The following is a 22,421-nucleotide window of genomic DNA, read 5'->3' on the forward strand; positions in this document are numbered from 1 at the left end:
ATATTTGCTAGAATGTTGGAGTTTTGTATAACAATGATTAAAAGATTCCTTATGCAGCGTATCATTTGTGCTTTTCTCACTAGTTTTCTGTGTCTAACACCCGTTATGGCTGAAGAAGTGAGGCCAAAAATTGGCCTAGCGCTCAGCGGTGGGGGGGCGAAAGGCTCGGCCCATGTCGCTGTACTGAAAGTGTTGGAAGAGCATCGAATTCCGGTTGATTACATTGCTGGTACGAGTATCGGTGCCTATGTCGGCGGCATGTACGCGTTAGGCTATAGCGCCAAAGAGATCGAAGAGATTATGCTGGGTGAGAATTGGAATGATGGTTACTCAGATACCATTCCAAGACAGGCACTAAGCTACCGAGAAAAGCAGCACCGCGACCGTTTTAATATTCCTATAAATATGGGCTACGGTGATGGCGAAGTGAAGATGCCCAATGGTTTATTACGTGGGCAAACGATGTCGACCTTGCTGCAAAGATCCACCGACTTAGTCAAACAGTTTGGCCATTTTGATGAGCTAGCTATTCCCTATCGTGCCGTGGCAACGGATTTAGAAACAAGCTTACCTGTGGTGATGAATAAAGGCAGCATTGTTAAAGCGATGCAGGCATCAGCCTCGGTGCCTGGTGCATTGCAGGCTGCGGAATACGAAGGCAAAATTGTGGTGGATGGTGGTATCGCCAACAACATGCCTGTTGATGTGGTGAAGAATATGGGCGCCGATATTGTTATTGCGGTGGACATAGGCTCTTCATTGGTTAAGCGCGATGAGTTAGGCAGTACGATAGCGGTACTCAATCAGTTATCTACCATGTTGACTAACGCCAGCACGGTGAGACAAAAAGCGCTACTAACTGATGCCGATATACTTATTCGCCCTGATGTGGGCGCAATGAGCACCACCGACTTTTCCGTCATGCCGGCAGCCTACGCCGAAGGTAAAGCAGCCGCATTAGCACAAATCGATAAGCTCAAGACACTCTCTGCAAGTCAGCCTTCTTATGATAGCTATATTGCCCACCGTAACAAAGCCAGTGAACAATGGGTCGATGAGATCAATAGTCCTATTGTGGCTATTAAGTTTAATAACGATGCCAATGTTAGCGAAACGCTATTGCGGGAAACTCTGGGTATTGTCGAGGGCGATGTCGTTAATAGTGCCCAGTTAGAGGCTGCGCTTGCTGAACTGTATTCACTCGACAAGTTTGAACGAGTGAATGCGGAATTTATCGACACGGCCGAAGGGCGAGTCCTCACTGTGGAAACCAAAGCAAAATCGTGGGGACCTAACTATTTCCAATTGGGCTTTAGTTGGGAAGATGACTTTAGCTTAGACTCCTACGTGTCATTAGATGTAGCCTACACCATGACCAACCTCACTCAGCTTGGTGGTGAGTGGCGTAATGAATTGCGCTTAGGTTATGAAAAGTTTTTGTCGTCGGAATTTTATCAACCTTTAGATATTGAACAGCGCTTTTATTCTCGAATTCAACTGAGCTATGAGAAAAAAGATTGGAATATTTACGATGATAACAGCCGGGTGTTATTCCTCGAGCAAACTAATTTCCGTGGCGATATAGGCCTAGGCTATAACTTTATTAAAGAGGGCATCATTGAGCTGGGGATCACTGGCGAGCAAGGCAAGCTTGAAAATGAGCTGTTTGTTGAGTCTCCTGATTATGACTCTGTCGGTGGCTACCTCAAATTTGGTTTCGATAATTTAGACAGCATTAGTTTTCCAACTAGCGGTAACCGCTTTAGCCTTAACATCTATTATCGCCATGAAAACTCGCCACAACTTGGTTTGATTGAGCCGTCAACAGATTCATTGCAAATAGAAGCCGATTGGCGGGGCGCATTGAATCTAGGCAACCATGCCATTGTTGGTAAAGCATCATTTGCCACGGTAGATAAGGACAGCGGCGCCTCAGTACATGTATCTGAACTAGGTGGTTTCTTAAATCTATCTGGGTACCGAAAAGATGCACTAGTGGGCCCGCACAAGGTATTTGGCGCTGTGGTATATCAATATGATTTAGGCCGTGATGCGTTAGGGATGACAGATTATCCGCTGTATCTCGGTACCAGCTTAGAGGCGGGTAATATTTGGGATTATCGCGACAGTGTCGATATTGATGATTTGATATTTGGTGGGAGTCTTTATTTAGGCACAGACACCAGCGCGGGGCCGGTTGCTTTAGGCTACGGTTGGACGGATGATGGCGAGTACACTATCTTTTTGTTTGTAGGTAAAAACTGGTAATAACTTATTGTACAAATTGGCCTATTTATCGTAATGCTGAATGTGGTTTGCAAGCTTGCTAAATGGGACTAGTTCATCACAAGGAGATTGGGGAGTGACAATGAATCGAGCAAGTAAGTTAGCGATTGGGGTAGCATTAAGTTTAGGGCTACTGGCCTGTAGCAGTAACGAGCCGAATGAGACCGTTGCATCCACATCGGTAAAAGTCTCAGGTGTTGAACAACAAAATTTCGATACCGAGGTACGTCATCAAGATGACTTTTACTACAGTGTTAATGGCCATTGGCTAGCAAATACCCCCATACCGGCAGACAAATCAAATTACGGTGCTTTTTCTGTTCTGTATGAGCGAAGCCAAAATGTGCTAAAGACTATTATCGAAGCAGCGGCAGCCACACCGAACAAAGCGCCAGGGTCAAGCGAGCAGAAAGTGGGTGACTTCTATGCCAGTTATATGGATGAAGCACTAGTTGAAAAGCTCGGTGTTACCCCGCTTAATGACGCATTGAGTGAAATTGCATTGGCGAAAGATCATAACGATATTGCTACGCTAATGGGCAGTATGCTGATTAGCGGGACCAGTATGCCATTTGGGTTTTATGTTAATAATGATGCTAAAAACTCCAGTGAATACGCAGTGTATATATATCAGTCAGGCCTCACTTTACCCGACCGCGATTATTACCTTAAAGATGATGAAAAGTTCGTTGCTAATCGGGCGGCACTAAAAAACTATGTCACCCAGCTACTGGCTAAAACCGATTATGCCGATCCACAGCGAGCAGCAAATAGTGTCGAGCAAATAGAGACTTTTATTGCCCAAAGCCAGTGGAGCCGTGTCGAGTCACGTGATGCCAACAAAAGTTATAACAAAATGACCAAGCAAGCGTTGCAAGAGATGGTGGTTAATTTTGACTTTGTGCAATTTGCTGTCGGTGCCGATGTTGAAAAAGTTGAAGATGTGATTGTGCGTCAGCCCTCATACTTAGCCAAGTTTGGTGAGAAGTTTACCGACTATTCAGTGGCACAGTGGCAGGATTATTTAGCGTTTCATCTTGTTGATAGCTATGCCGAGCTGTTGAACAAAGAGATGGTTGATTTACATTTTGCCTTTCACAGTAAAACCCTAATGGGGATTGAAGAGCAAAAACCGCGTTGGAAAAAAGCGGTCGATGCAGCCGATCAGGTTATTGGCGAACTGGTGGGTAAAGAGTATGTGAAGCAACATTTCAAACCAGAAGCCAAAGCACGCATGGAGCAGCTGATTCAGAATTTGATTAAAGGTTTTGAAGTCAGCATCAATGAACTGGAATGGATGACGCCTGAGACCAAAATTGCCGCCCAGGAAAAGCTATCTAAGTTTACCTATAAGATTGGCTACCCAGATAAATGGAAAGATTACACTAATCTGCAGATCAAAGCTGATGATCTAGTGGGTAACTACCAGCGTTATGCGTTATTTGAGTATCAATCGATGCTTGATAAATTAGGCAAACCCATTGATCGCACTGAATGGTATATGACACCGCAAACCGTGAATGCGTACTACAACCCGGTCATGAATGAAATTGTATTCCCTGCTGCAATTTTACAACCGCCATTTTTTAATATGGACGCCGATGATGCCATTAACTACGGTGGTATTGGTGCCGTGATTGGGCATGAGATCAGTCATGGTTTTGATGATCAAGGTGCTAAGTATGATGGCGATGGCAACTTACGTAACTGGTGGTCAGATAAAGATCGTCAAGAGTTCCAAAAACGTGGTGCACAACTGTCGGCGCAATATGCCAAGTATGAAGCCTTGCCTGGTAAGTTCGTCAATGGTGATTTAACCCTTGGCGAAAACATTGGTGATTTAGGTGGGCTGACTGTAGCTGCTCGCTCCTATAAATTGAGCTTAAATGGTCAACCTGCGCCAGTTATTGATGGCTTTACCGGTGAACAGCGAGTATTTATTGGATGGTCACAGGTGTGGCGCCGCAATTATCGAGATGAAGAGCTGGGTCGCCGATTGCTTACTGACTCGCACTCTCCCAGTCATTTCCGAGCGATGGGAACACCGAGAAATATCCCCGCATTTTACGAGGCATTTGGTGTACAGCAGGGCGATAAAATGTACTTAGCACCAGAGCAGCGGGTTAAGATTTGGTAAGTACAATAGGTTATGGTCAATAACAGTGACAAGCCCACTCATATGAGTGGGCTTTTTATATTCACCACACAAATATTGGTCGCAGTAAATGCAGTGCCGCCTAGCGGTTACTGCCTAAGACGGTTTGGTATTTTGCTGCAATAAGGGGATAAGCTGGTCTAAGTTGTTTAGCTGACTGTCAGCAATTTGCCAACGGCTTAGGCTGCCTTGCTCTGCGGCTGGAATGATACAGGTCTGCATATTGGCGGCTTTCGCAGCTATCAGGCCATTGAATGAGTCCTCAATCGCGATGCATTGATGAAAGGGAGTATCTAGCTGTTGGGCGCAGAGGATATAAACTTCTGGGTGGGGTTTGCCGAATGCTAAGCTTTCAGCAGATTGCATTGCGTCAAAATACTTAGCAATCGATAGTTTGTTTAAAACAGCACTGATAATTGCAGAGGAAGATGAGGTGGCCAGACCGATCTTATAGCCCTGTTCACGACAATAATTGAGGGCGTCAACAACGCCTTTCATTGCTTGGCCGCGAAGATTAATGTCTGCGACAACACTATCAACAATCGCTTTAGCTGTGGCTGCATTGTCATAATTAGCCCATGGATATCGCTGATACCAATAGTGAACGACCTGATCGATTCTTAAGCCTGTGGTTTGCAAAGTATCTTGGTAAGTAATCGGCAAACCCAATGCTTGCATTGTTTCAAACTCGGCTTGCTGCCAGCTGGATTCAGAATCGATCAATACCCCATCCATGTCAAAAATAACGGCTTTGATCTTGTTTGAAGTCATAGTCATTTCCTATCTTCGTTATAACTACGGTGAATAGTAGTCGCTATTTGTATCATTTATTGTTTATTTTACTAGCTAATTATAGAGTATTTCAGCGATTTTAATGATAAAAAATCAAAGTGGCTATTATGATAAATTAAATTTAATCAATAATTTATGCTGTTTTCGCTGAATGTCTAATAGCTTTTTTTCATTAGGGGAGTAGGCTAGGGCGGTATCCCTGTGAGCCATGAGGATATTTTACTCAGCAAGAGTGTGATCTGATTCATACTTTTTCAAAGCTGGTGTATAATGCCAGCCAGTAAAAAGGGTAGAGCCTGCCGGACTGTCAGCTTCAAATGTGAAGACGTGCAGTTTCGCTGTTAGAACGCCAAACAAAGAGGAATGTTGCCGTGCTAGAAGCATATCGTAAACACGTCGAAGAACGTGCTGCAGAGGGCGTAGTCCCTAAACCACTCGATGCCCATCAAGTGGCCGAGCTAGTTGAATTAGTTAAAAACCCACCAGCGGGTGAAGAAGCGGTCATTATCGATCTGCTTGAAAACCGCATTCCACCAGGTGTTGATGAAGCCGCTTACGTAAAAGCAGGTTTTCTCGACGCGGTAGCTAAAGGTGATGTCACTTCTCCAATTCTTTCTGCTGAGCGCGCTGTTGAGCTGCTTGGTACTATGCAAGGTGGTTATAACATTGAGCCACTTATTGCCCAGTTAGATGACAACGCTAAAGCCCCATTAGCTGTTAAGGCGCTATCAAACACGCTATTGATGTTTGACGCTTACCATGACGTGGTAGAGAAGATGCAGGCTGGCAATGCCGCTGCTAAGCAGGTTGTTGAGTCATGGGCCAATGCAGACTGGTTCCTAAACCGTCCAAAACTGGCTGAAAAAATCACTTTGACTGTGTTCAAAGTCACCGGTGAAACTAATACCGATGATCTCTCTCCTGCACCTGATGCATGGTCACGCCCAGATATCCCACTGCACGCATTAGCCATGCTAAAGAATGCTCGTGACGGTATTGTGCCTGACGAAGCGGGCGTAGTTGGTCCAATCAAAGAAATCGAAGCATTAAAGGGCAAAGGTCACCCACTGGTTTATGTTGGTGATGTTGTCGGTACGGGTTCTTCACGTAAATCAGCGACTAACTCTGTGCTGTGGTTCATGGGTGATGATATCCCTAATGTGCCTAACAAGCGTGCTGGTGGTTTCTGCCTAGGTGGTAAGATTGCACCTATCTTCTTCAATACGATGGAAGATGCGGGCGCACTGCCGATTGAGCTAGATGTAAGCAAAATGAACATGGGTGATGTGATTGATATCTACCCATACGAAGGTGTGGTTAAGTCAAACAGCACTGGCGAAGTGATTTCTGAGTTTTCACTGAAAACGGAAGTCCTGCTAGATGAAGTCCGTGCTGGTGGCCGTATTCCACTTATCATCGGTCGTGGTCTAACTGACCGTGCTCGTGAAACTTTAGGCCTAGATATTTCTGATGTATTTGTGCGTCCAGGTGACGTTGCAGACACAGGTAAAGGTTATACCCTTGCACAGAAAATGGTAGGTAAAGCATGTGGCGTTACGGGTATCCGTCCTGGCCAATACTGTGAGCCTAAGATGACTTCGGTTGGTTCGCAAGATACCACAGGCCCGATGACCCGTGATGAGCTAAAAGATCTCGCTTGTCTTGGTTTCAGTGCTGATTTGACCATGCAGTCATTCTGTCACACTGCAGCTTATCCAAAGCCTGTTGATGTTAATACGCATCAAACACTGCCTGATTTCATCATGAACCGTGGTGGTGTTTCGCTACGCCCAGGTGATGGTGTTATTCACTCTTGGTTAAACCGTATGCTACTGCCTGATACTGTGGGTACTGGTGGTGATTCTCATACGCGTTTCCCAATTGGTATCTCTTTCCCTGCAGGCTCTGGTCTAGTCGCATTTGCTGCTGCGACCGGTGTTATGCCATTAGATATGCCTGAATCAATTTTGGTTCGCTTTAAAGGTGAAATGCAGCCAGGTATCACGTTACGTGACCTTGTACATGCTATTCCACATAAAGCGATTGAAATGGGTCTACTGACCGTTGAGAAGAAAGGCAAAATCAACGCCTTCTCTGGTCGTGTTCTAGAAATTGAAGGTCTAGAGCACCTGAAAGTAGAACAAGCATTTGAGCTATCTGATGCATCAGCAGAGCGTAGCGCCGCAGGTTGTACTATTAAGCTAGATAAAGCACCTATCATCGAATACTTGAACTCTAACATTGTGATGTTGAAGTGGATGATCAGCGAAGGCTATGGTGACCGTCGTACAATCGAGCGTCGTATTCAATCGATGCAAGAGTGGATTGCTAATCCAGAGCTAATGGAAGCTGATAGCGATGCAGAGTACGCAGAAGTTATCGAGATCGATTTGAACGATATCAAAGAACCCATTCTTTGTGCACCAAACGATCCAGATGATGCGGTACTGCTATCTTCAGTGGTTGATACTAAGATTGACGAAGTGTTCGTTGGTTCTTGTATGACTAACATCGGTCACTTCCGTGCCACAGGTAAGATGCTAGACAAGTTTGCTAAGACATTGCCAACTCGTCTATGGATCGCACCACCCACTAAGATGGATAAAGACCAGCTTACTGAAGAAGGCTACTACGCTATCTTTGGACGAGTTGGTGCGCGTATTGAAATCCCTGGTTGTTCACTGTGTATGGGTAACCAAGCCCGTGTTGCAGAAAACTCAACCGTGGTGTCGACATCAACACGTAACTTCCCGAACCGTCTGGGTACTGGCGCCAATGTCTACTTGGCATCTGCTGAGCTTGCCGCCGTTGCTGCACTACTGGGCCGTTTGCCTTCACCTGATGAGTATCAAACATACGCTAAAGAGTTAGATGCTACGGCAGCTGACACTTACCGTTACTTGAACTTTGATGAGATTAAGTCTTATACCGATAAAGCGGATAATGTGATTTTCCAATCAGCGGTTTAAGTTAATATCATATCGAAAAAGGCCAGCTAACTAGCTGGCCTTTTTTATTGATATTAATCGGTGGAATAACTTCGCTGTTGAACGGCAATGAACAGCAAATAATGCGCTATGAATGGTTAGCGTGCAGTACTTCTAGCAGTTTGTCTTCTAACTCAAAACGGGTTTCCATTGCATGGCCTAATGAAGATAGGTCTTTATCCAGTTGATAGAGAATTTTATCGTCTTCAGCTGCAGTATATTTATCGTTGAAATCCAGTGCCATATCTGTGGTTTCGCTGATTTTTGGTACTAAATTTTGTGCCAAAGATTGACTCGACTCACCATTTTTTTCACAAGCGGTAACGACGCGATCATAGACTTCAAAGTGACCTTCGGAAACGTAATCCATTAACACGTCACAAAACGCTTTTACTGTGGTGACTGCTGGTAAGGAGTTTTCGGTAGACTCATAGGGTGGAATGCCTGCGATTTGACAGTATTTAATCAGCAGTTTACGACGATGGTTGAGCCACTGATCGATCAGCGTGTTAGCGCCGCCCCATTTCTGTTCGACTTTTTCTAACTGTCTGAGCATGACTTTCCCCATTAAGTATTCGTCCTTAAGATCTAATGTAGGTGAGAATGACTGGTTTGATCAACCACTTTCGACCAATATTCGCTGATATTTTAGTCGTAGTGCTGCCGTTATCATAAGCGGCAGCGGCGTGTTATCTGCAGTTTGCAGTATACAAAGATATTTCTGCCAGTTATACCAATCAGTATAAGAATTTGATCTACTCAGCGCGCTTTGGGCAAACTAATTCAAGGCGAATGATTGAAACAATGGTTGTTCCCTTGTGAAATTATTCAACGCAGAAGTAGGCAGCCAAAAACGCGCCAGAATGGCGAGTATTAGCGATTCTGATACTGTGTTAACGAGCTTAACCGTAGAATAACTATGCTCTTCACTCGTTGCCTTACCTCAGAACCGCTAACCTCTCGCTGAGTGACTAAATGTTTATACTGATTGGTATTAGTTGATGGCTCAATTTAAGATACACCAGCAATAAAAGCTGATGTTCAACTGCGAGATACGCCATCTATATCTGCTAACACAAGGGCTATTGTGGTGGTTGATTTGGATGAGTTTTGTTAAGTAATTGACTGTTTTAAAGGCTTAAAAATAAAATGCCCAGCGATAGAAATCTATCGCTGGGCGAGGAAAGTTTTTACGGGCTCGATGCGACGAGCTTCTTGATTGTTCTTGCTAGCGCAGACTTTTTATACCAAAGGCTGCATAGCCGTGCAACTTTTTTCTTTCAATCTGCGCACAAATACCCACAAAATAATTAGTGCTATTTGCCAATAAATCTCACTATTTTGTAAAAAACGTGTCTTATATCGACTTCAAACAAATATGCAGCGGCTTTTGTCACATAAATGTATAGACACTGGTTACTTTATTCTCGCAAATGCTAAACTACCGACCCATGCGGATATCACAACAAGTTAGGAATAAAGCCAAATGGCAGAATTAAAGAATGATCGTTATTTACGTGCGTTATTAAAACAGCCTGTCGATAGAACTCCTATTTGGATGATGCGCCAAGCCGGCCGTTATCTTCCAGAATATAAAGCGACGCGTGCTGAAGCTGGCGACTTTATGTCTCTGTGTAAAAACAAAGAGCTAGCTTGTGAAGTGACCTTGCAGCCTCTACGTCGCTATGATCTTGATGCGGCTATCCTATTCTCAGATATTCTGACTATTCCTGATGCGATGGGCCTAGGTCTTTACTTCGAAACCGGTGAAGGTCCACGTTTTGAGCGTCCAACTGACACTATCGATTCGATCAAAAAGCTATGCGTACCCGATCCAGAAATCGAACTAAAATATGTCATGGATGCTGTAAGCACCATTCGCCGTGAGCTTAAAGGTGACGTGCCACTGATTGGTTTCTCTGGTTCGCCATGGACACTAGCAACCTATATGGTTGAAGGTGGTTCAAGCAAGACTTTTGAAAAGATCAAAAAGATGGCTTACGAAGAGCCAGCAACATTGCACATGCTGCTAGATAAGCTTGCTGATTCAGTGACATCATACCTTAATGCACAAGTTGCTAACGGTGCGCAGTCTCTCATGATCTTTGATTCATGGGGGGGGGCATTATCTCACCACGCATACCGTGAATTCTCATTGCGTTACATGCAAAAAATTGTTGATGGCTTAACTCGTCATGCTGACGGTCGCCAAGTGCCTGTTACCTTGTTCACCAAAGGTGGCGGTTTATGGCTAGAAGCGATGGCTGAAACAGGTTGTGATGCATTGGGTCTAGACTGGACAGTAGACATTGGTGATGCACGTCGCCGTGTGGGTGAGAAAGTTGCCCTTCAAGGTAATATGGATCCTTCAGTCCTTTATGGTACGCCTGAGCGTATTCATCAAGAAGTGGATCAAATCCTATCATCTTACGGTGAAGGTACAGGCCATGTATTTAACTTAGGTCATGGTATCCATCAGCATGTTAATCCAGAGCATGCCGGTGCATTCATTAACTCTGTGCACGAGTTATCGCCTAAGTATCATAAGTAATACTTTACTTAGCTAAAAAAGCCCGCTATTGCGGGCTTTTTTTGTGGCCATTTTTCAGCTCAGAGGCTCTACTGCCAGCTTGAAGGTGCTGCCCACTCCTGGGGTACTCTCAATCTCGATATCATATTCTAACAGTGCGACAAGTTGCCGAACTATCGCCAACCCAACCCCAAGCTGTGGCAAGCTGTGCTGACTTTCTAGTCGGGCTTGGTTGCTAGATAGCTGTTTTAGGGCGCTAAGTTCGTGTTTATGCATGCCAGAGCCATTATCGGTGACCTCCAACCACAGTTGGTTATCATGCTGTTGTAAGTTGATATTGATGTAACCGCCCTTTGGGGTATAACGAATCGCGTTATCGACCAAATTATTTAGCACCCGGGTTAATAATTGCGGGTCGCTATGGATCACCAGATCAGGCTCGGCGTGGAAGTTGAGTTCGACTTTTTGCGATTGGGCTCGGGGAGCAAATTGCTGCTGTAAATCGTGGAGTAATTGCTGCAGATTGACCGCTTGCTTATGCACATTAATCTGGCCATTTTCTAGTGCTGTCAATTGCAGGATCTGGCTTAATAACTGTTGCAGTTGTTCACCAGCGCGAGCAGCGACCTCTATCAGTTCGCGGTTTTGTTTATCCGCAGGCAACAACAACCAAGTATCAATATAGCCCTGTAGCGAGGTTAGGGGGGTTTTCAAGTCATGGGACAAGTGCAGCATAAACTCTTGGCGGGCCTGTTGCTGGTTAACAAGATCGTGGTGCTGGCGATGAATGCGACTAAGCAGGTGATTGATATCTTCTGTTAGCTGGGTAATTTCCCGTGGTGCGCGTTTATTTAATGGTAATGCCAGTGCTTGCTCACCATCTTTATTCAAACTGCGCAAACTATGTTCTAGCTTAGCTATTGGCTTGGTGAAGTGGCGTACCAATAGCACAAAAAGTAAGATGGCAAAGATAAAGCTCACTAGCGCCCCGGAGGCCCAGTGGGTTAATTGTTGCTGCTCGTTTGTCAGGCTTTGCCAATTATCGAATAGCTCGCCACCAATGATGACGTACAGGTAGCCGGTTTTCTCGCCACTGGGTGTTTGCAATTCAGTGGCTGAAAAGATCTTATCTTTGTTATTTGAGCGTGGATCTTGGCCTAAAATCGGTAAACTGGCTCCGCTAAGGAACTGGTTTAGCGGTAAGGTATCGACTTGTGGTCGTTTGATTTTTTCTTGTTTGGCATCGTAGGCAATCACATTGCCAGCTAAATCTAAGGTGTAAATCTCAAAGCTTGGCCCTAGTAGCATAAAGTCGTGAAATGCTTCTTTTAGTGCAGCACTTGATGTGACTCCTTGGCTAAGCAAGGGGTTGATATCGGCCATGTGTGCAGCAAGCTCATTATGTAAGGATTGCTGAACAAGTTGGGCGTTATGGGTTTGGCTATGGCTAAACCATTGCCACAGTGCCATACACAACACGAACACCGCTAAAGTTGCCGAGATAAGTATCCGTCCAAATAAACTATTCATTGTTCACTCTCAATGTGTGGGTGGAGAGAATTTGTAGCCTACGCCCCAAACCGTTTTTACCAACTCTTTAGTCCAGGGATCTTGCGACAGCTTTGAGCGCAATCGATTGATATGACTGTTGACCGTGTGCTCGTAGCCTGAGTAGGAATAGCCCCAAACGGCTTCAAGTAGTTGCATACGGCTGAAAACTTGTTTGGGATGGCGTGCTAAGAACAACAGTAGATCAAATTCTCTCGCCGTTAGCTCTAATGCAGTATCGTCAGCCAGTACTTCACGGGTGATACAGTCAATGGTGAGCTTTTCAAAAGTCAGTTGCTCTTGGTGTCGGTCGGCTTGCGGTTCCACTTGGCGTCGTAACCTGGCTTTAACCCGGGCTCGAAGCTCAAGCACACTAAAGGGTTTGACCAAGTAGTCATCGGCACCAGACTCAAGTCCAAGCACGATGTCTGCCTCTGTGTCTCTTGCTGTAATGACCATACAAGGCGGTAATACATGCTGTTGGTAGAGTTGCTGACACAGGGTCAAGCCATCGCCATCGGGTAACATTCTGTCTAGCAGCAGTAAATCAAATTGCTGCTCAGCCAGCATCTGATTGGCTTGGCTCAACGTGGTTGCATGGCTAACCTGGTAATTGAGTGAGGTCAGGTTCAATTGTATGAGGTTAGCCAGATCCAACTCATCTTCTACCAGCAAGATTTTCTGAGTAGATTGCGTAGCCGATGCCACATTTCCTGTTTGCATATCGAACTCCTAAAGTTGATCACGTTGAAGTAGACCAACCTTAGGACGTTTTTATTTCGCATTAGCGGCATTTTTCTATTCAGTGCGACTAATACTGATACTGACAACTGGGTTATCAAAGCGATGGGAAGCATCCAATACCGAGTCGGCTAAGCCATCATCAGCACTGATCACCCCTGGGTGAATATAGACATAATCGACATCATCACGCTCGGCATTAAAGCCTTCACCGCTGTCAGCTGGCCCTGGAATAGTTCCTTTAAATTCACTGTTCGCTTCGGTACCTGCATCGTAAGCATTCGCCGTCATGCTCACCGATTCATCCAGCGCTAACCCAGCGATTGAGTATCGATTCAGTCCGGTAAACGCATCATTAGTGTTAACCAACATACTTAATACCGATAGTGAGTCGACATCAGCTTCAGCTAGCGTAATGTTAATGGTTTCACTCATGCCGGGCATGATAACGCCAGTGCCTGTGGCTAACATAGTGACTGCTTCCATATCAGCATAGGCTGAGCTGTCACCCGATTCCGCTAGGGTCTCCAAGGCAAGGCTGGCCATCTCACCGGTTTGCCACGCGAAGTAGTCACTGCCAGTTGCTAGCACGGCTACTGGTGACAATGGCTGGTTGGCGGTTAGGTTAGTAACGGTAACCGCATAAGTATGTTCAACTACAGGGGCTGGCGTCGGCGCAGGTGCTGGATCTGGAGTAGGCGCAGGATTATCGTTGTCTGAACATCCAGAGACTGCAGCCAGTATGCCGGCACATAAGAGTAATTTTAACGGGCCTCTATTGAGGTTTGAAATCATCATAGTGATTCTCCTACTTCACGGTCACTGTTAGACGTGCAACAGGGTTTAACCAGCGGTGAATACGACTGTCTAGATCGCTCATGCCACCTGCCGCGTCAGTATCACCGAGTACGCCTGGGTGAACGTGTACTTTGTCATTGCCGCTGGCATCCATTACACCGGTTGCATTGCTACCACCGTCGCCACCAGGAGCTGCAGGAATCCCCGGAACGCCAGGCATACCGCCACCATTAATGATTTCATCATTGGCTTCTGTACCTGCATCATACGCATTAATATTGACGGTATATGTGCCAGGCGTGGTTGGGATCATCCAGCTATTGAGACCAATGAAGGCGTCATTGGTTGGTAGCACCATAGCGACGACAGAAAGATGAGTCATAGTTTGAGTATCAAATTCCATCATGGTGGTTTTCTGCCCGGGTGCCATGAGCCCGCCTGCAAGGTTGGCAATCGACACGCCGCCAGCATCGGCAACTGCCATATCTAAGTCTGCAATATCACCACCTTCGGCCATTTTCTGCAGCGCAGGGCTTGCCATGTCGCCAGCATTAAACAGTTGAGTGTCAGTGTCATGTGCAGCCACTAGTACCGGAGTGAAGTGATTACCATGGGTTAAGTTCACTAAGCTAATTTCTAATTCTGCGGCACTCGCGGAAGCGGCGAATAACGTGCTTAGGGCGACTGCGCTATATAAAGGCTTAAGGTTCATTGTAGAGCTCCTGTTTGAAGTTTTATTCGGTAACAGGATTAAGTGTGCGCTAGCAATCTCACCGATTTGTGTCCGATTTATAACAAAAGTCTCACATTTGCCTTGTGGTTGATATTTATGCGAAATAGCGCCAGAAATCGCCAAGTTAACCAGACTATCGTGACAAGTAATGCGCTATATCAAAGCAGAAAGTGGCAAATAACATACCCTACTGCCTATTTATGCAACGAGTAGTACGGTAACTGTTTTAACCCTTACCTATTTGCTGTATTTTGCTTGCGGTACCTCAATTTTAGAGTGCTGCATCACTTTCACTTTCGGGATTTCACAACTGAACATGCACATTGGCAAGAAATTAGGTATTTTTGTAGTTTGCTTTTGTCTGACAGCAGTGATGATTGTCTCATCCGCGTTGAGCTTATGGTTTGAGCATCGTGTTAAAGAGCTGCGTTACAATGCCTTTAATGTCGAGTTGGTGAATATTGACGAGCAGTTACGTCGTGATATTGAACAGCTAGAATTATTTACCCAGATCTATGCAGCACCGGTTGCATCGTTGCCACCAGAGCAACGTTACTTGCTCGAAGGGGCGTGGACCCAGAGTCAGTTGGGTCAGTATTTGAGTTTATATATCGTAGAGCAAGGCAAATTGGTGCCTCTGTCAGATACCCACAGCGACTTGAATTTTTTCCAGCTTGATCCTATTCCCCGTGCGCTACTTGAGCTGTCTTCTCCCAAATCTGGTTTGTATCTGACTAACGACGCATATTTTATTGTCAGTGTGGTGCCTGTGGCAGATATTGGCGCGGTGATGATGGTTCGTAAGCTAGAGTCGCAGCAGTTGATGAATTACGGCCTAGCAGGATTAGTGACCGATATTACTTTGCAGCCAGGGCCTGCGGCTGATGATATTACAGCTAAACAGCATAACTACAGTGCCGACCTTGCAGTACCGTTGCTGTTGCCGTCAAACGTGTTGCACTTACAAGTTAACTTTACTGAGCGCGCCTTTGAACAAGTTGAGCTTAAATACGATTTAGTGACCTACCTGATTATTGCATTTGGCCTGTTACTGCTGGTACTGGGCTATATGTGGCTGCGAGTTAGCATTATCAGGCCCTTTAAACATCTGATGTTGCAGTTGGACCAGATTGATCCTAATGCCACACATTATAGCCAGTTGCGTGGCCAAGGTTGTGCTGAGTTGGTGGTTATGGCCACCAGTGTCAATCGCCTTCTAGAGAAAATTTTTCTGCAAAAAGAACGTGCTAAGACGACCTTAGAGTCCATTGCCGAAGCGGTGATATTAACTAACACCCAAGCCAAGGTGGTATATTTAAATCGCCAAGCGGAGCAGCTATTAGCAACCAGTAACAATACAGCCTGTGGCATGCCTTTAGCGCAGCTCATCAGTGATGATAAAGATGTTGAGCAAGCGGTATTCAATGTCATGAGCCAGCAGCCTTCTAAACCCATGGTAAAGAAGATTAAGGTGCGCGCTAATGGTCCTAAAGTGATGGAGCGCAGCATCAGTCATTTAAGGGATCATCAACAAGCTATTATTGGTACTGTGGTGGTGCTCAGAGATATTACCCAAGAAGAGTTGCTTACGCGGCAGCTACGACGCCGGGTGAGCTATGATCCGGTAACTTCGCTGTTAAACCGCTGTGCTTTTGAAGAAAAACTAGAAGGCTTTAGTGTTGGCGCTCAGACAGTTGCCTTGTGCTATTTTGACTTAGAGCAATTTAAGTTAATCAATGATTCATGCGGCCACAATGCCGGTGATCGAATCTTGAAAATGGTCGCCAAGGCGATTCAATCCAGTGTCGATGAGGATGCGCTTGTGGCGCGTTTAGGCGGCGATGAATTTGGCTTGGCTTTACGCGATCACAGTGCGTTAGCGATTGCCCAGTTGGCGAAGCAGATTATCCATGCCATTACCTTACAAGTACTAGAGCACCAAGGTTGTCACTATCGTATTGGGGTCAGTACCGGCGTTGCACTTGCCCGCGCACCCTTTATCAACGCCAAAGAACTATTAAAAGATGCTGACATTGCCTGTATTGCAGCTAAGCAAAAAGGCTGCAATCAGATCCACTTTTATGATGATAAAGATAAAGAACTCAATTATCAGCGCAATGCGCCAAAGTGGGCGGTGCGCATTGCCCAAGCCATTGAGCACAATGAACTCCTACTGTATTACCAGCCAATAAAGAGTATGGCAAGACTCCCTTCTCGGCAGCGGATGGAAATTCTGCTACGTATTCAAGAACCCTGTGGCCGCATTTTGTCGCCAGCACAGTTTATTGCGGCTGCAGAGCGATTCAAGCTAATGACAGATGTCGATAAAGAAGTGATTCGCAAAACGTTTTTATGGTTATCACTCAATGAACATTTGTGGGCAGACCATTGCTTGTCGATCAACTTGTCGGGTAACAGTTTAGGTGCTGAGGGTATGGTGGAGTACATTGCCGAGCAGCTTAACCGGTTTGATATCCCCAGTAGTTGCATCTGCTTTGAAATTACCGAAACCAGTGCAATCCAAAATCGTAATCGCGCCATGGATATGCTCAACCGCCTGCGCAAATTAGGGTTCTCATTCGCACTCGACGACTTTGGTAGTGGCTTCGCATCGTATGGCTACTTACGTGAATTGCCGGTCGACTATGTCAAAATTGATGGATGTTTTGTCAAAACGATTGCCAGCAATGCCAAAGATTACGCGATCGTAAAGTCTATTCATGATGTTTGTTGTGTGATGGGGATAGAAACTGTCGCTGAGTTTGTCGAGAACCAAGAAATTATCGATAAGCTGAGTGATATAGGCATCAACTATGCCCAAGGTTATGCGATTGGCAGGCCGCAAAGTTTAGATTTATACCAGAAAGATATTGCCCCTAACACCAAAGCCATTGCTTAATTCTCTGTGATAGGTGTGATTTAGCACTTAGCAAACACTTGCAGTTTGCCAACCTCTATGTGAAGTTAGCGAGTTAAAGTTAATAGTCTAATTCATCATCAAAGTAGGTTGCTAGCATGCAAGAGTTGCACAACAAGGTTGTCATCATCACCGGCGCATCTGAAGGCATTGGCCGAGCCTTAGCTAAAGCGATGGCGCCGCTTGGCTGTCAATTAATGCTCAGCGCTCGTAATCAGCAGCGTTTAGATTCTCTCGCGCAAGAAATAGCCCAAGCGGGCTACCAACAGCCTAAGGTGTTTGCCGCTGATGTGACTGACAATGCCAAATGCCAACAGTTAGTCGATGCGTGCATCGCAGATTATGGCCGCCTCGATATTCTGATTAATAACGCTGGCATGACGATGTGGTCTCGGTTTGATGAATTGGATGACTTGTCCATTTTAGATAGACTCATGCAGGTCAATTACCTTGCGCCGGCAAGGCTGACTCACTGTGCACTACCTAGTTTAAAAGCCACAGAGGGGCAGGTGGTCGTCGTGGCATCCGTTGCTGGATTAACCGGTGTGCCAACTCGGTCGGGATATGCAGCATCAAAACATGCTGTGATGGGTTTCTTCGACTCACTGCGGATTGAGCTTGACGCGGATAATGTGGCTGTGACCACAATCTGCCCTGACTTTGTGGTTTCAGAGATCCACAAACGTGCGCTTGATGGTAAAGGACAGCCACTGGGTCGCACCCCGATGCAAGAAGCGAAAATCATCACCGCTGAACAGTGCGCCCAGATGATGCTACCTAGCATTGCCAAGCGACAACGCACGATGATCACCTCTTTGCGCGGACGCATGGGGCGTTGGGTAAGGTTAATTGCACCAAAATTTATTGATAATATCGCCCGTAAGGCAATTGCATCAGGGCATTGATGCTAACGCTATAAACAGCCAACTCAAATTCCGCCGGTCACATCTAGATAGTTTCCGGTAGAAAAAGAGGACTTGTCAGACGCTAGCCAATAGATGGCTTCGGCCACCTCATTGGCGGTGCCCCCGCGTTGCAGCGGTATAATGGGTTCAAGCCTTTCAACCCGCTTAGCGTCGCCACCATCGGCATGCATGTCAGTATAAATAAACCCTGGGCGCGCACAGTTGACTCTGATTCCCTCTGCTGCAACCTTTAGCGCTAGACCTTTGGTAAGCGTGTCTATTGCGCCTTTCGATGCTGCGTAGTCAATATATTCATTAGGCGAACCGGAGCGGGCTGCGCCCGATGAGACATTGACAATTGCGCCACCACGACCACCATGACGTGTCGACATGCGTTTAACTGCTTCTCGGCTGCAAATAAAGTAGCTGGTGACATTGTTGACGAGCATCGAGTTCACTCTCTCAGCGGTCATATCTTCTAAGCGTGATTGGGGGCGTAAAATTCCGGCATTATTGACTAATACTGATAACGGACCTAACTGCTTATCTGTGGTTTCGAATAAGCGTATTACATCAGATTCGCAGGCGACGTCAGCTTGCACTGTAATGCATCTACCACCCTTGGCGGTAATTTCTTTGGCAAGTGCGCTGGCAGCATCGACATTGGTTTTATAATTAATACAAACGGCATAGTTTTTAGCTGCAAAAAGCCTTGCTGTCGCCGCACCAATGCCTCTACCTGCGCCGGTGATTAACACCACTTTTTGACTGTTCATCAGTTGTCCTTGTGCTACTAATCTTTACCAAGCGTATCGTCGATATAGCCCTTAATGTACCGAAACCATGTCCCTGTAGGCAATAAAAAACCCAGCGATTAGCTGGGCTTTAATTCAATGCTGCACTTAGTTAAAGTGGAATTAGCTTTCGCGGGCAATCGCGCGGTAGGCGATATCGGTGCGGAAGTACACATCATCCCAATGGATAGCATCAACAAGCGAGTAGGCAGATTGCTGCGCTTGAGTGACCGTATTCCCTAATGCGGTTGCGCATAATACGCGGCCGCCACTGGTTACTACGTGGCCATCTTGCATTGCTGTGCCTGCATGGAACACTTTAGCATCGTTGTTGCCAAGGCTTAAGCCTTCAATCACATCGCTCTTACGGTACGCATCTGGATAACCGCCTGCGGCCATGACTACACCAACGGCTGCACGAGAATCAAACTCGGCAGTCACTTTATCGAGTTCACCGCGGGTTGAAGCTAAGCAAAGCTCAACCAAATCTGATTGCAAACGCATCATAATTGGCTGGGTCTCTGGGTCACCAAAGCGGCAGTTGTACTCAAGTACTTTAGCGCTGCCATCCGGCGCAATCATTAGACCAGCATATAAAAAGCCTGTGTATACATTGCCTTCAGCAGCCATACCATCAACGGTTGGGCGGATGACATTTTCGATGGTCCAATCGTGTACTGCTTGCGTCACAACAGGAGCAGGAGAATACGCACCCATTCCACCTGTGTTAGGGCCGTGGTCGCCGTTATCGCGCGCTTTGTGGTCTTGGCTGGTGGCCATGGCTAAAATATTTTTGCCGTCGACCATCACGATAAAGCTCGCTTCTTCACCCTTAAGGAACTCTTCAATGACCACACGAGAGCCCGCTTCACCGAACTTGTTACCGGCTAACATATCTTCAATTGCAGCATCGGCCTGGGCTTGATCTTGGGCGATAATGACACCTTTACCCGCCGCGAGACCGTCAGCTTTGATCACGATAGGAAAACCGGTGGTAGCAGTAACTTGAGCAACATAAGCTTTTGCTGGCTCAATGTCAGTAAAGTTTGAATAAGCAGCTGTCGGGATATCATGACGAGCTAAGAAATCCTTGGTAAATGCTTTAGAAGATTCAAGCTGCGCAGCCCCTTGGGTTGGGCCAAAGATGGCTAGTTTTGCATCGTTGAAAGCATCAACGACACCCAGTGCGAGGGGGACTTCGGGGCCGACAATAGTCAGTGCGACATCTTGAGTTTTAGCAAAAGCCACTAAACCCTTGATGTCTTCTACTTGGATAGCGACATTTTCAAGCTTTGGCTCAAGAGATGTACCTGCATTACCCGGCGCAACAAATACCGTTTCAACTTGTGCAGATTGTGCCGCTTTCCATGCGAGTGCATGTTCGCGACCGCCGCCGCCAATAACTAATACTTTCATATCTTTACCTTTTATAGCTGTGCCTTTTTCTGTATCTCGCTTGCTCATGTATTGGTATTTTTACCAGTAAGCGTTTGTGCATGCGTTAGAGCTAGAAAAAATGGCTTGCTGTAAACGTTAAAAATTAACCTTGCTAGTACGCGAATGAAGCGTTTATAGCTTCATTCGCGCCAACCAAATTAATGACGGAAGTGACGCATACCGGTAAATACCATGGCCATACCGTGCTCATCCGCGGCAGCAATGATCTCTTCATCACGGATTGAACCGCCAGGCTGAATAATGCAGCTAATGCCTGCTTCGGCTGCAGCATCAATACCGTCACGGAATGGGAAGAAGGCATCAGATGCCATTACCGAGTTTTGTACTTCTAAGCCTTCGTCAGCGGCTTTAATACCAGCAACTTTAGCGCTATAAACACGGCTCATTTGCCCTGCGCCGACACCGATAGTCATGCTGTTTTTGGCATAAACAATCGCGTTTGATTTAACAAACTTAGCGACTTTCCAGCAGAACATCAGATCTTTCATTTCAGCTGCTGTAGGCTGGCGTTTAGAAACCACTTTGACGTCGTCTAAGCCGACCATACCTTGGTCACGGTCTTGTAGTAGCAAACCGCCATTAACGCGCTTGTAATCTAAGCTTGTGGTTTTGCTTGTCCACTGGCCACACTCAAGTAAGCGTACGTTGGCTTTTGCCGCGACAACATCACGGGCAGCTTGGCTTACCGTTGGCGCAATAATCACTTCAACAAATTGACGTTCAACAATGGCTGTTGCAGTTGCTGCATCTAGCTCGCCGTTGAAAGCGATAATACCGCCAAAGGCTGAGGTTGGATCGGTTTGGAATGCGCAGTTGTAGGCTTCAAGTAAGTCTTTACCAATAGCGACACCACATGGGTTAGCGTGTTTAACAATCACACATGCTGGCTCATCAAACTCTTTGACACACTCAAGCGCAGCGTCAGTATCGGCGATGTTGTTATAAGACAGCGCTTTACCTTGTAGTTGCACCGCAGTAGCGACAGAGGCTTCATCTAGGTTTGTGTCAACATAGAAAGCGGCCGCTTGGTGGCTGTTTTCGCCATAGCGTAGATCCTGCTTTTTCACTAACTGGGTGTTGTAAGTGCGTGGGAATGGTGAGTCCGCATGGCACTCATCTTTACTGTGCGCAGGCACTTTAGTACCAAAATAGTTAGCAATCATGCCGTCATAGGCAGCAGTATGCTCAAATGCGGCAATGGCGAGATCGAAACGAGTTTCTAGCGTAGTGCTGCCATTATTAGCCTGCATCTCAGCTATCACGCGGTCGTAGTCGCTTGCATTGACAACAATCGTGGTATCTTTGTGATTTTTAGCGGTAGAACGCACCATTGTGGGGCCGCCAATATCGATATTTTCTACCGCATCAGCTAAGGTGCAGCCTTCTTTGGCTACGGTATCTGCAAATGGGTAAAGGTTAACGGCAACCAGATCGATAGGGTTGATGTTGTTCTGTTCCATTACCGCTTCATCAACACCGCGACGCGCGAGAATGCCACCATGCACTTTAGGGTGCAAAGTTTTTACACGGCCGTCCATGATTTCTGGGTGACCAGTATAATCTGACACTTCAATGACCGGCACACCATTATCTGCCAACAAACGGGCGGTGCCACCAGTAGAGAGTAGTTCTACTCCTTGGGCATGCAAAGCTTTAGCAAACTCAAGAATTCCGGTTTTATCTGAAACGCTTAATAGCGCGCGACGAATGGGTCTGGCATTATTCATTTTGGGTACAGGGTCCAGTAGTTATATTTAAGGATCTTTCGGAAAACAGA

15 protein-coding genes are annotated in these 22,421 nt (G+C 46.1%); 6 read left to right on the top strand and 9 right to left on the bottom strand.

What is annotated here, in order from left to right:
• Positions 1-51 precede the first annotated feature (51 nt).
• Together L865_RS0111245 and L865_RS0111250 are read left to right on the top strand one after the other, a co-directional pair.
• Positions 52-2,268: a patatin-like phospholipase family protein gene (locus L865_RS0111245; RefSeq protein WP_425423630.1), complete on the top strand. Its 2,217-nt coding sequence runs from the start codon at positions 52-54 to the stop codon at positions 2,266-2,268.
• A gap of 100 nt (positions 2,269-2,368) precedes the next feature.
• A complete protein-coding gene (locus L865_RS0111250) occupies positions 2,369-4,423 on the top strand; it encodes a M13 family metallopeptidase (protein WP_028773330.1) in 2,055 nt (684 codons plus the stop codon).
• A gap of 114 nt (positions 4,424-4,537) precedes the next feature.
• On the opposite strand, the gene hxpB is transcribed toward L865_RS0111250, so the two are convergent.
• Positions 4,538-5,212: a hexitol phosphatase HxpB gene (hxpB, locus tag L865_RS0111255; RefSeq protein ID WP_028773331.1), complete on the bottom strand. Its 675-nt coding sequence runs from the start codon at positions 5,210-5,212 to the stop codon at positions 4,538-4,540.
• Positions 5,213-5,604: 392 nt separating this feature from the next.
• On the opposite strand from hxpB, the gene acnB reads away from it, so the two are divergent.
• Positions 5,605-8,202: a bifunctional aconitate hydratase 2/2-methylisocitrate dehydratase gene (gene acnB, locus L865_RS0111260; protein WP_028773332.1), complete on the top strand. Its 2,598-nt coding sequence runs from the start codon at positions 5,605-5,607 to the stop codon at positions 8,200-8,202.
• A 106-nt stretch (positions 8,203-8,308) separates the two neighbouring features.
• On the opposite strand, the gene L865_RS0111265 is transcribed toward acnB, so the two are convergent.
• Positions 8,309-8,776, bottom strand: a complete 468-nt coding sequence (locus tag L865_RS0111265) for an Rsd/AlgQ family anti-sigma factor (protein WP_028773333.1) — start codon at positions 8,774-8,776, stop codon at positions 8,309-8,311.
• A 930-nt stretch (positions 8,777-9,706) separates the two neighbouring features.
• On the opposite strand from L865_RS0111265, the gene hemE reads away from it, so the two are divergent.
• A complete protein-coding gene (gene hemE, locus L865_RS0111270) occupies positions 9,707-10,771 on the top strand; it encodes a uroporphyrinogen decarboxylase (protein WP_028773334.1) in 1,065 nt (354 codons plus the stop codon).
• 54 nt (positions 10,772-10,825) lie between these two features.
• Here hemE and L865_RS0111275 read toward each other — a convergent pair whose 3' ends face one another.
• From L865_RS0111275 to L865_RS0111290, 4 genes are all read right to left on the bottom strand, one after another.
• The gene (locus tag L865_RS0111275; protein ID WP_028773335.1) at positions 10,826-12,280 is read right to left on the bottom strand and encodes a sensor histidine kinase; all 1,455 of its coding nucleotides are present in this window, start codon (positions 12,278-12,280) and stop codon (positions 10,826-10,828) included.
• Between the two features lie 9 nt (positions 12,281-12,289).
• Positions 12,290-13,021: a response regulator transcription factor gene (locus tag L865_RS0111280; protein ID WP_051484567.1), complete on the bottom strand. Its 732-nt coding sequence runs from the start codon at positions 13,019-13,021 to the stop codon at positions 12,290-12,292.
• A 75-nt stretch (positions 13,022-13,096) separates the two neighbouring features.
• A complete protein-coding gene (locus L865_RS0111285) occupies positions 13,097-13,837 on the bottom strand; it encodes a spondin domain-containing protein (RefSeq protein ID WP_037471024.1) in 741 nt (246 codons plus the stop codon).
• A gap of 10 nt (positions 13,838-13,847) precedes the next feature.
• On the bottom strand, positions 13,848-14,549 hold the full coding sequence (locus L865_RS0111290; RefSeq protein ID WP_028773338.1) for a spondin domain-containing protein: 702 nt from the start codon (positions 14,547-14,549) through the stop codon (positions 13,848-13,850).
• A 337-nt stretch (positions 14,550-14,886) separates the two neighbouring features.
• Here L865_RS0111290 and L865_RS0111295 point away from each other — a divergent pair, with 337 nt between their 5' ends.
• Positions 14,887-17,469, top strand: coding sequence for a bifunctional diguanylate cyclase/phosphodiesterase (locus L865_RS0111295; RefSeq protein ID WP_028773339.1), 2,583 nt, complete (start codon positions 14,887-14,889; stop codon positions 17,467-17,469).
• Positions 17,470-17,585: 116 nt separating this feature from the next.
• Complete coding sequence (locus L865_RS0111300; protein WP_028773340.1) at positions 17,586-18,392, top strand: SDR family oxidoreductase; 807 nt, start codon at positions 17,586-17,588, stop codon at positions 18,390-18,392.
• A gap of 23 nt (positions 18,393-18,415) precedes the next feature.
• Here L865_RS0111300 and L865_RS0111305 read toward each other — a convergent pair whose 3' ends face one another.
• The 3 genes from L865_RS0111305 to purH all read right to left on the bottom strand — a co-directional run bounded on the left by L865_RS0111305 (position 18,416) and on the right by purH (position 22,371).
• Positions 18,416-19,168, bottom strand: coding sequence for an SDR family oxidoreductase (locus tag L865_RS0111305; protein ID WP_028773341.1), 753 nt, complete (start codon positions 19,166-19,168; stop codon positions 18,416-18,418).
• Between the two features lie 141 nt (positions 19,169-19,309).
• Positions 19,310-20,602, bottom strand: coding sequence for a phosphoribosylamine--glycine ligase (gene purD / locus L865_RS0111310; RefSeq protein WP_028773342.1), 1,293 nt, complete (start codon positions 20,600-20,602; stop codon positions 19,310-19,312).
• A gap of 179 nt (positions 20,603-20,781) precedes the next feature.
• Positions 20,782-22,371, bottom strand: coding sequence for a bifunctional phosphoribosylaminoimidazolecarboxamide formyltransferase/IMP cyclohydrolase (gene purH, locus L865_RS0111315; RefSeq protein WP_028773343.1), 1,590 nt, complete (start codon positions 22,369-22,371; stop codon positions 20,782-20,784).
• Positions 22,372-22,421: the final 50 nt, after the last annotated feature.

The sequence above is a fragment of the Shewanella waksmanii ATCC BAA-643 genome, from assembly GCF_000518805.1.
Lineage (GTDB): Bacteria > Pseudomonadota > Gammaproteobacteria > Enterobacterales > Shewanellaceae > Shewanella > Shewanella waksmanii.

What these genes read in the sequence shown, in the direction of transcription:
- L865_RS0111275 (WP_028773335.1), bottom strand. Translation starts at nt 12,280, where the DNA reads ATGAATAGTTTATTTGGACGGATACTTATCTCGGCAACTTTAGCGGTG.
- L865_RS0111250 (WP_028773330.1), top strand. Translation starts at nt 2,369, where the DNA reads ATGAATCGAGCAAGTAAGTTAGCGATTGGGGTAGCATTAAGTTTAGGG.
- L865_RS0111295 (WP_028773339.1), top strand. Translation starts at nt 14,887, where the DNA reads ATGCACATTGGCAAGAAATTAGGTATTTTTGTAGTTTGCTTTTGTCTG.
- hxpB (WP_028773331.1), bottom strand. Translation starts at nt 5,212, where the DNA reads ATGACTTCAAACAAGATCAAAGCCGTTATTTTTGACATGGATGGGGTA.
- L865_RS0111285 (WP_037471024.1), bottom strand. Translation starts at nt 13,837, where the DNA reads ATGATGATTTCAAACCTCAATAGAGGCCCGTTAAAATTACTCTTATGT.
- L865_RS0111280 (WP_051484567.1), bottom strand. Translation starts at nt 13,021, where the DNA reads ATGCAAACAGGAAATGTGGCATCGGCTACGCAATCTACTCAGAAAATC.
- purD (WP_028773342.1), bottom strand. Translation starts at nt 20,602, where the DNA reads ATGAAAGTATTAGTTATTGGCGGCGGCGGTCGCGAACATGCACTCGCA.
- hemE (WP_028773334.1), top strand. Translation starts at nt 9,707, where the DNA reads ATGGCAGAATTAAAGAATGATCGTTATTTACGTGCGTTATTAAAACAG.
- L865_RS0111305 (WP_028773341.1), bottom strand. Translation starts at nt 19,168, where the DNA reads ATGAACAGTCAAAAAGTGGTGTTAATCACCGGCGCAGGTAGAGGCATT.
- purH (WP_028773343.1), bottom strand. Translation starts at nt 22,371, where the DNA reads ATGAATAATGCCAGACCCATTCGTCGCGCGCTATTAAGCGTTTCAGAT.
- L865_RS0111265 (WP_028773333.1), bottom strand. Translation starts at nt 8,776, where the DNA reads ATGCTCAGACAGTTAGAAAAAGTCGAACAGAAATGGGGCGGCGCTAAC.
- L865_RS0111300 (WP_028773340.1), top strand. Translation starts at nt 17,586, where the DNA reads ATGCAAGAGTTGCACAACAAGGTTGTCATCATCACCGGCGCATCTGAA.
- L865_RS0111245 (WP_425423630.1), top strand. Translation starts at nt 52, where the DNA reads ATGCAGCGTATCATTTGTGCTTTTCTCACTAGTTTTCTGTGTCTAACA.
- L865_RS0111290 (WP_028773338.1), bottom strand. Translation starts at nt 14,549, where the DNA reads ATGAACCTTAAGCCTTTATATAGCGCAGTCGCCCTAAGCACGTTATTC.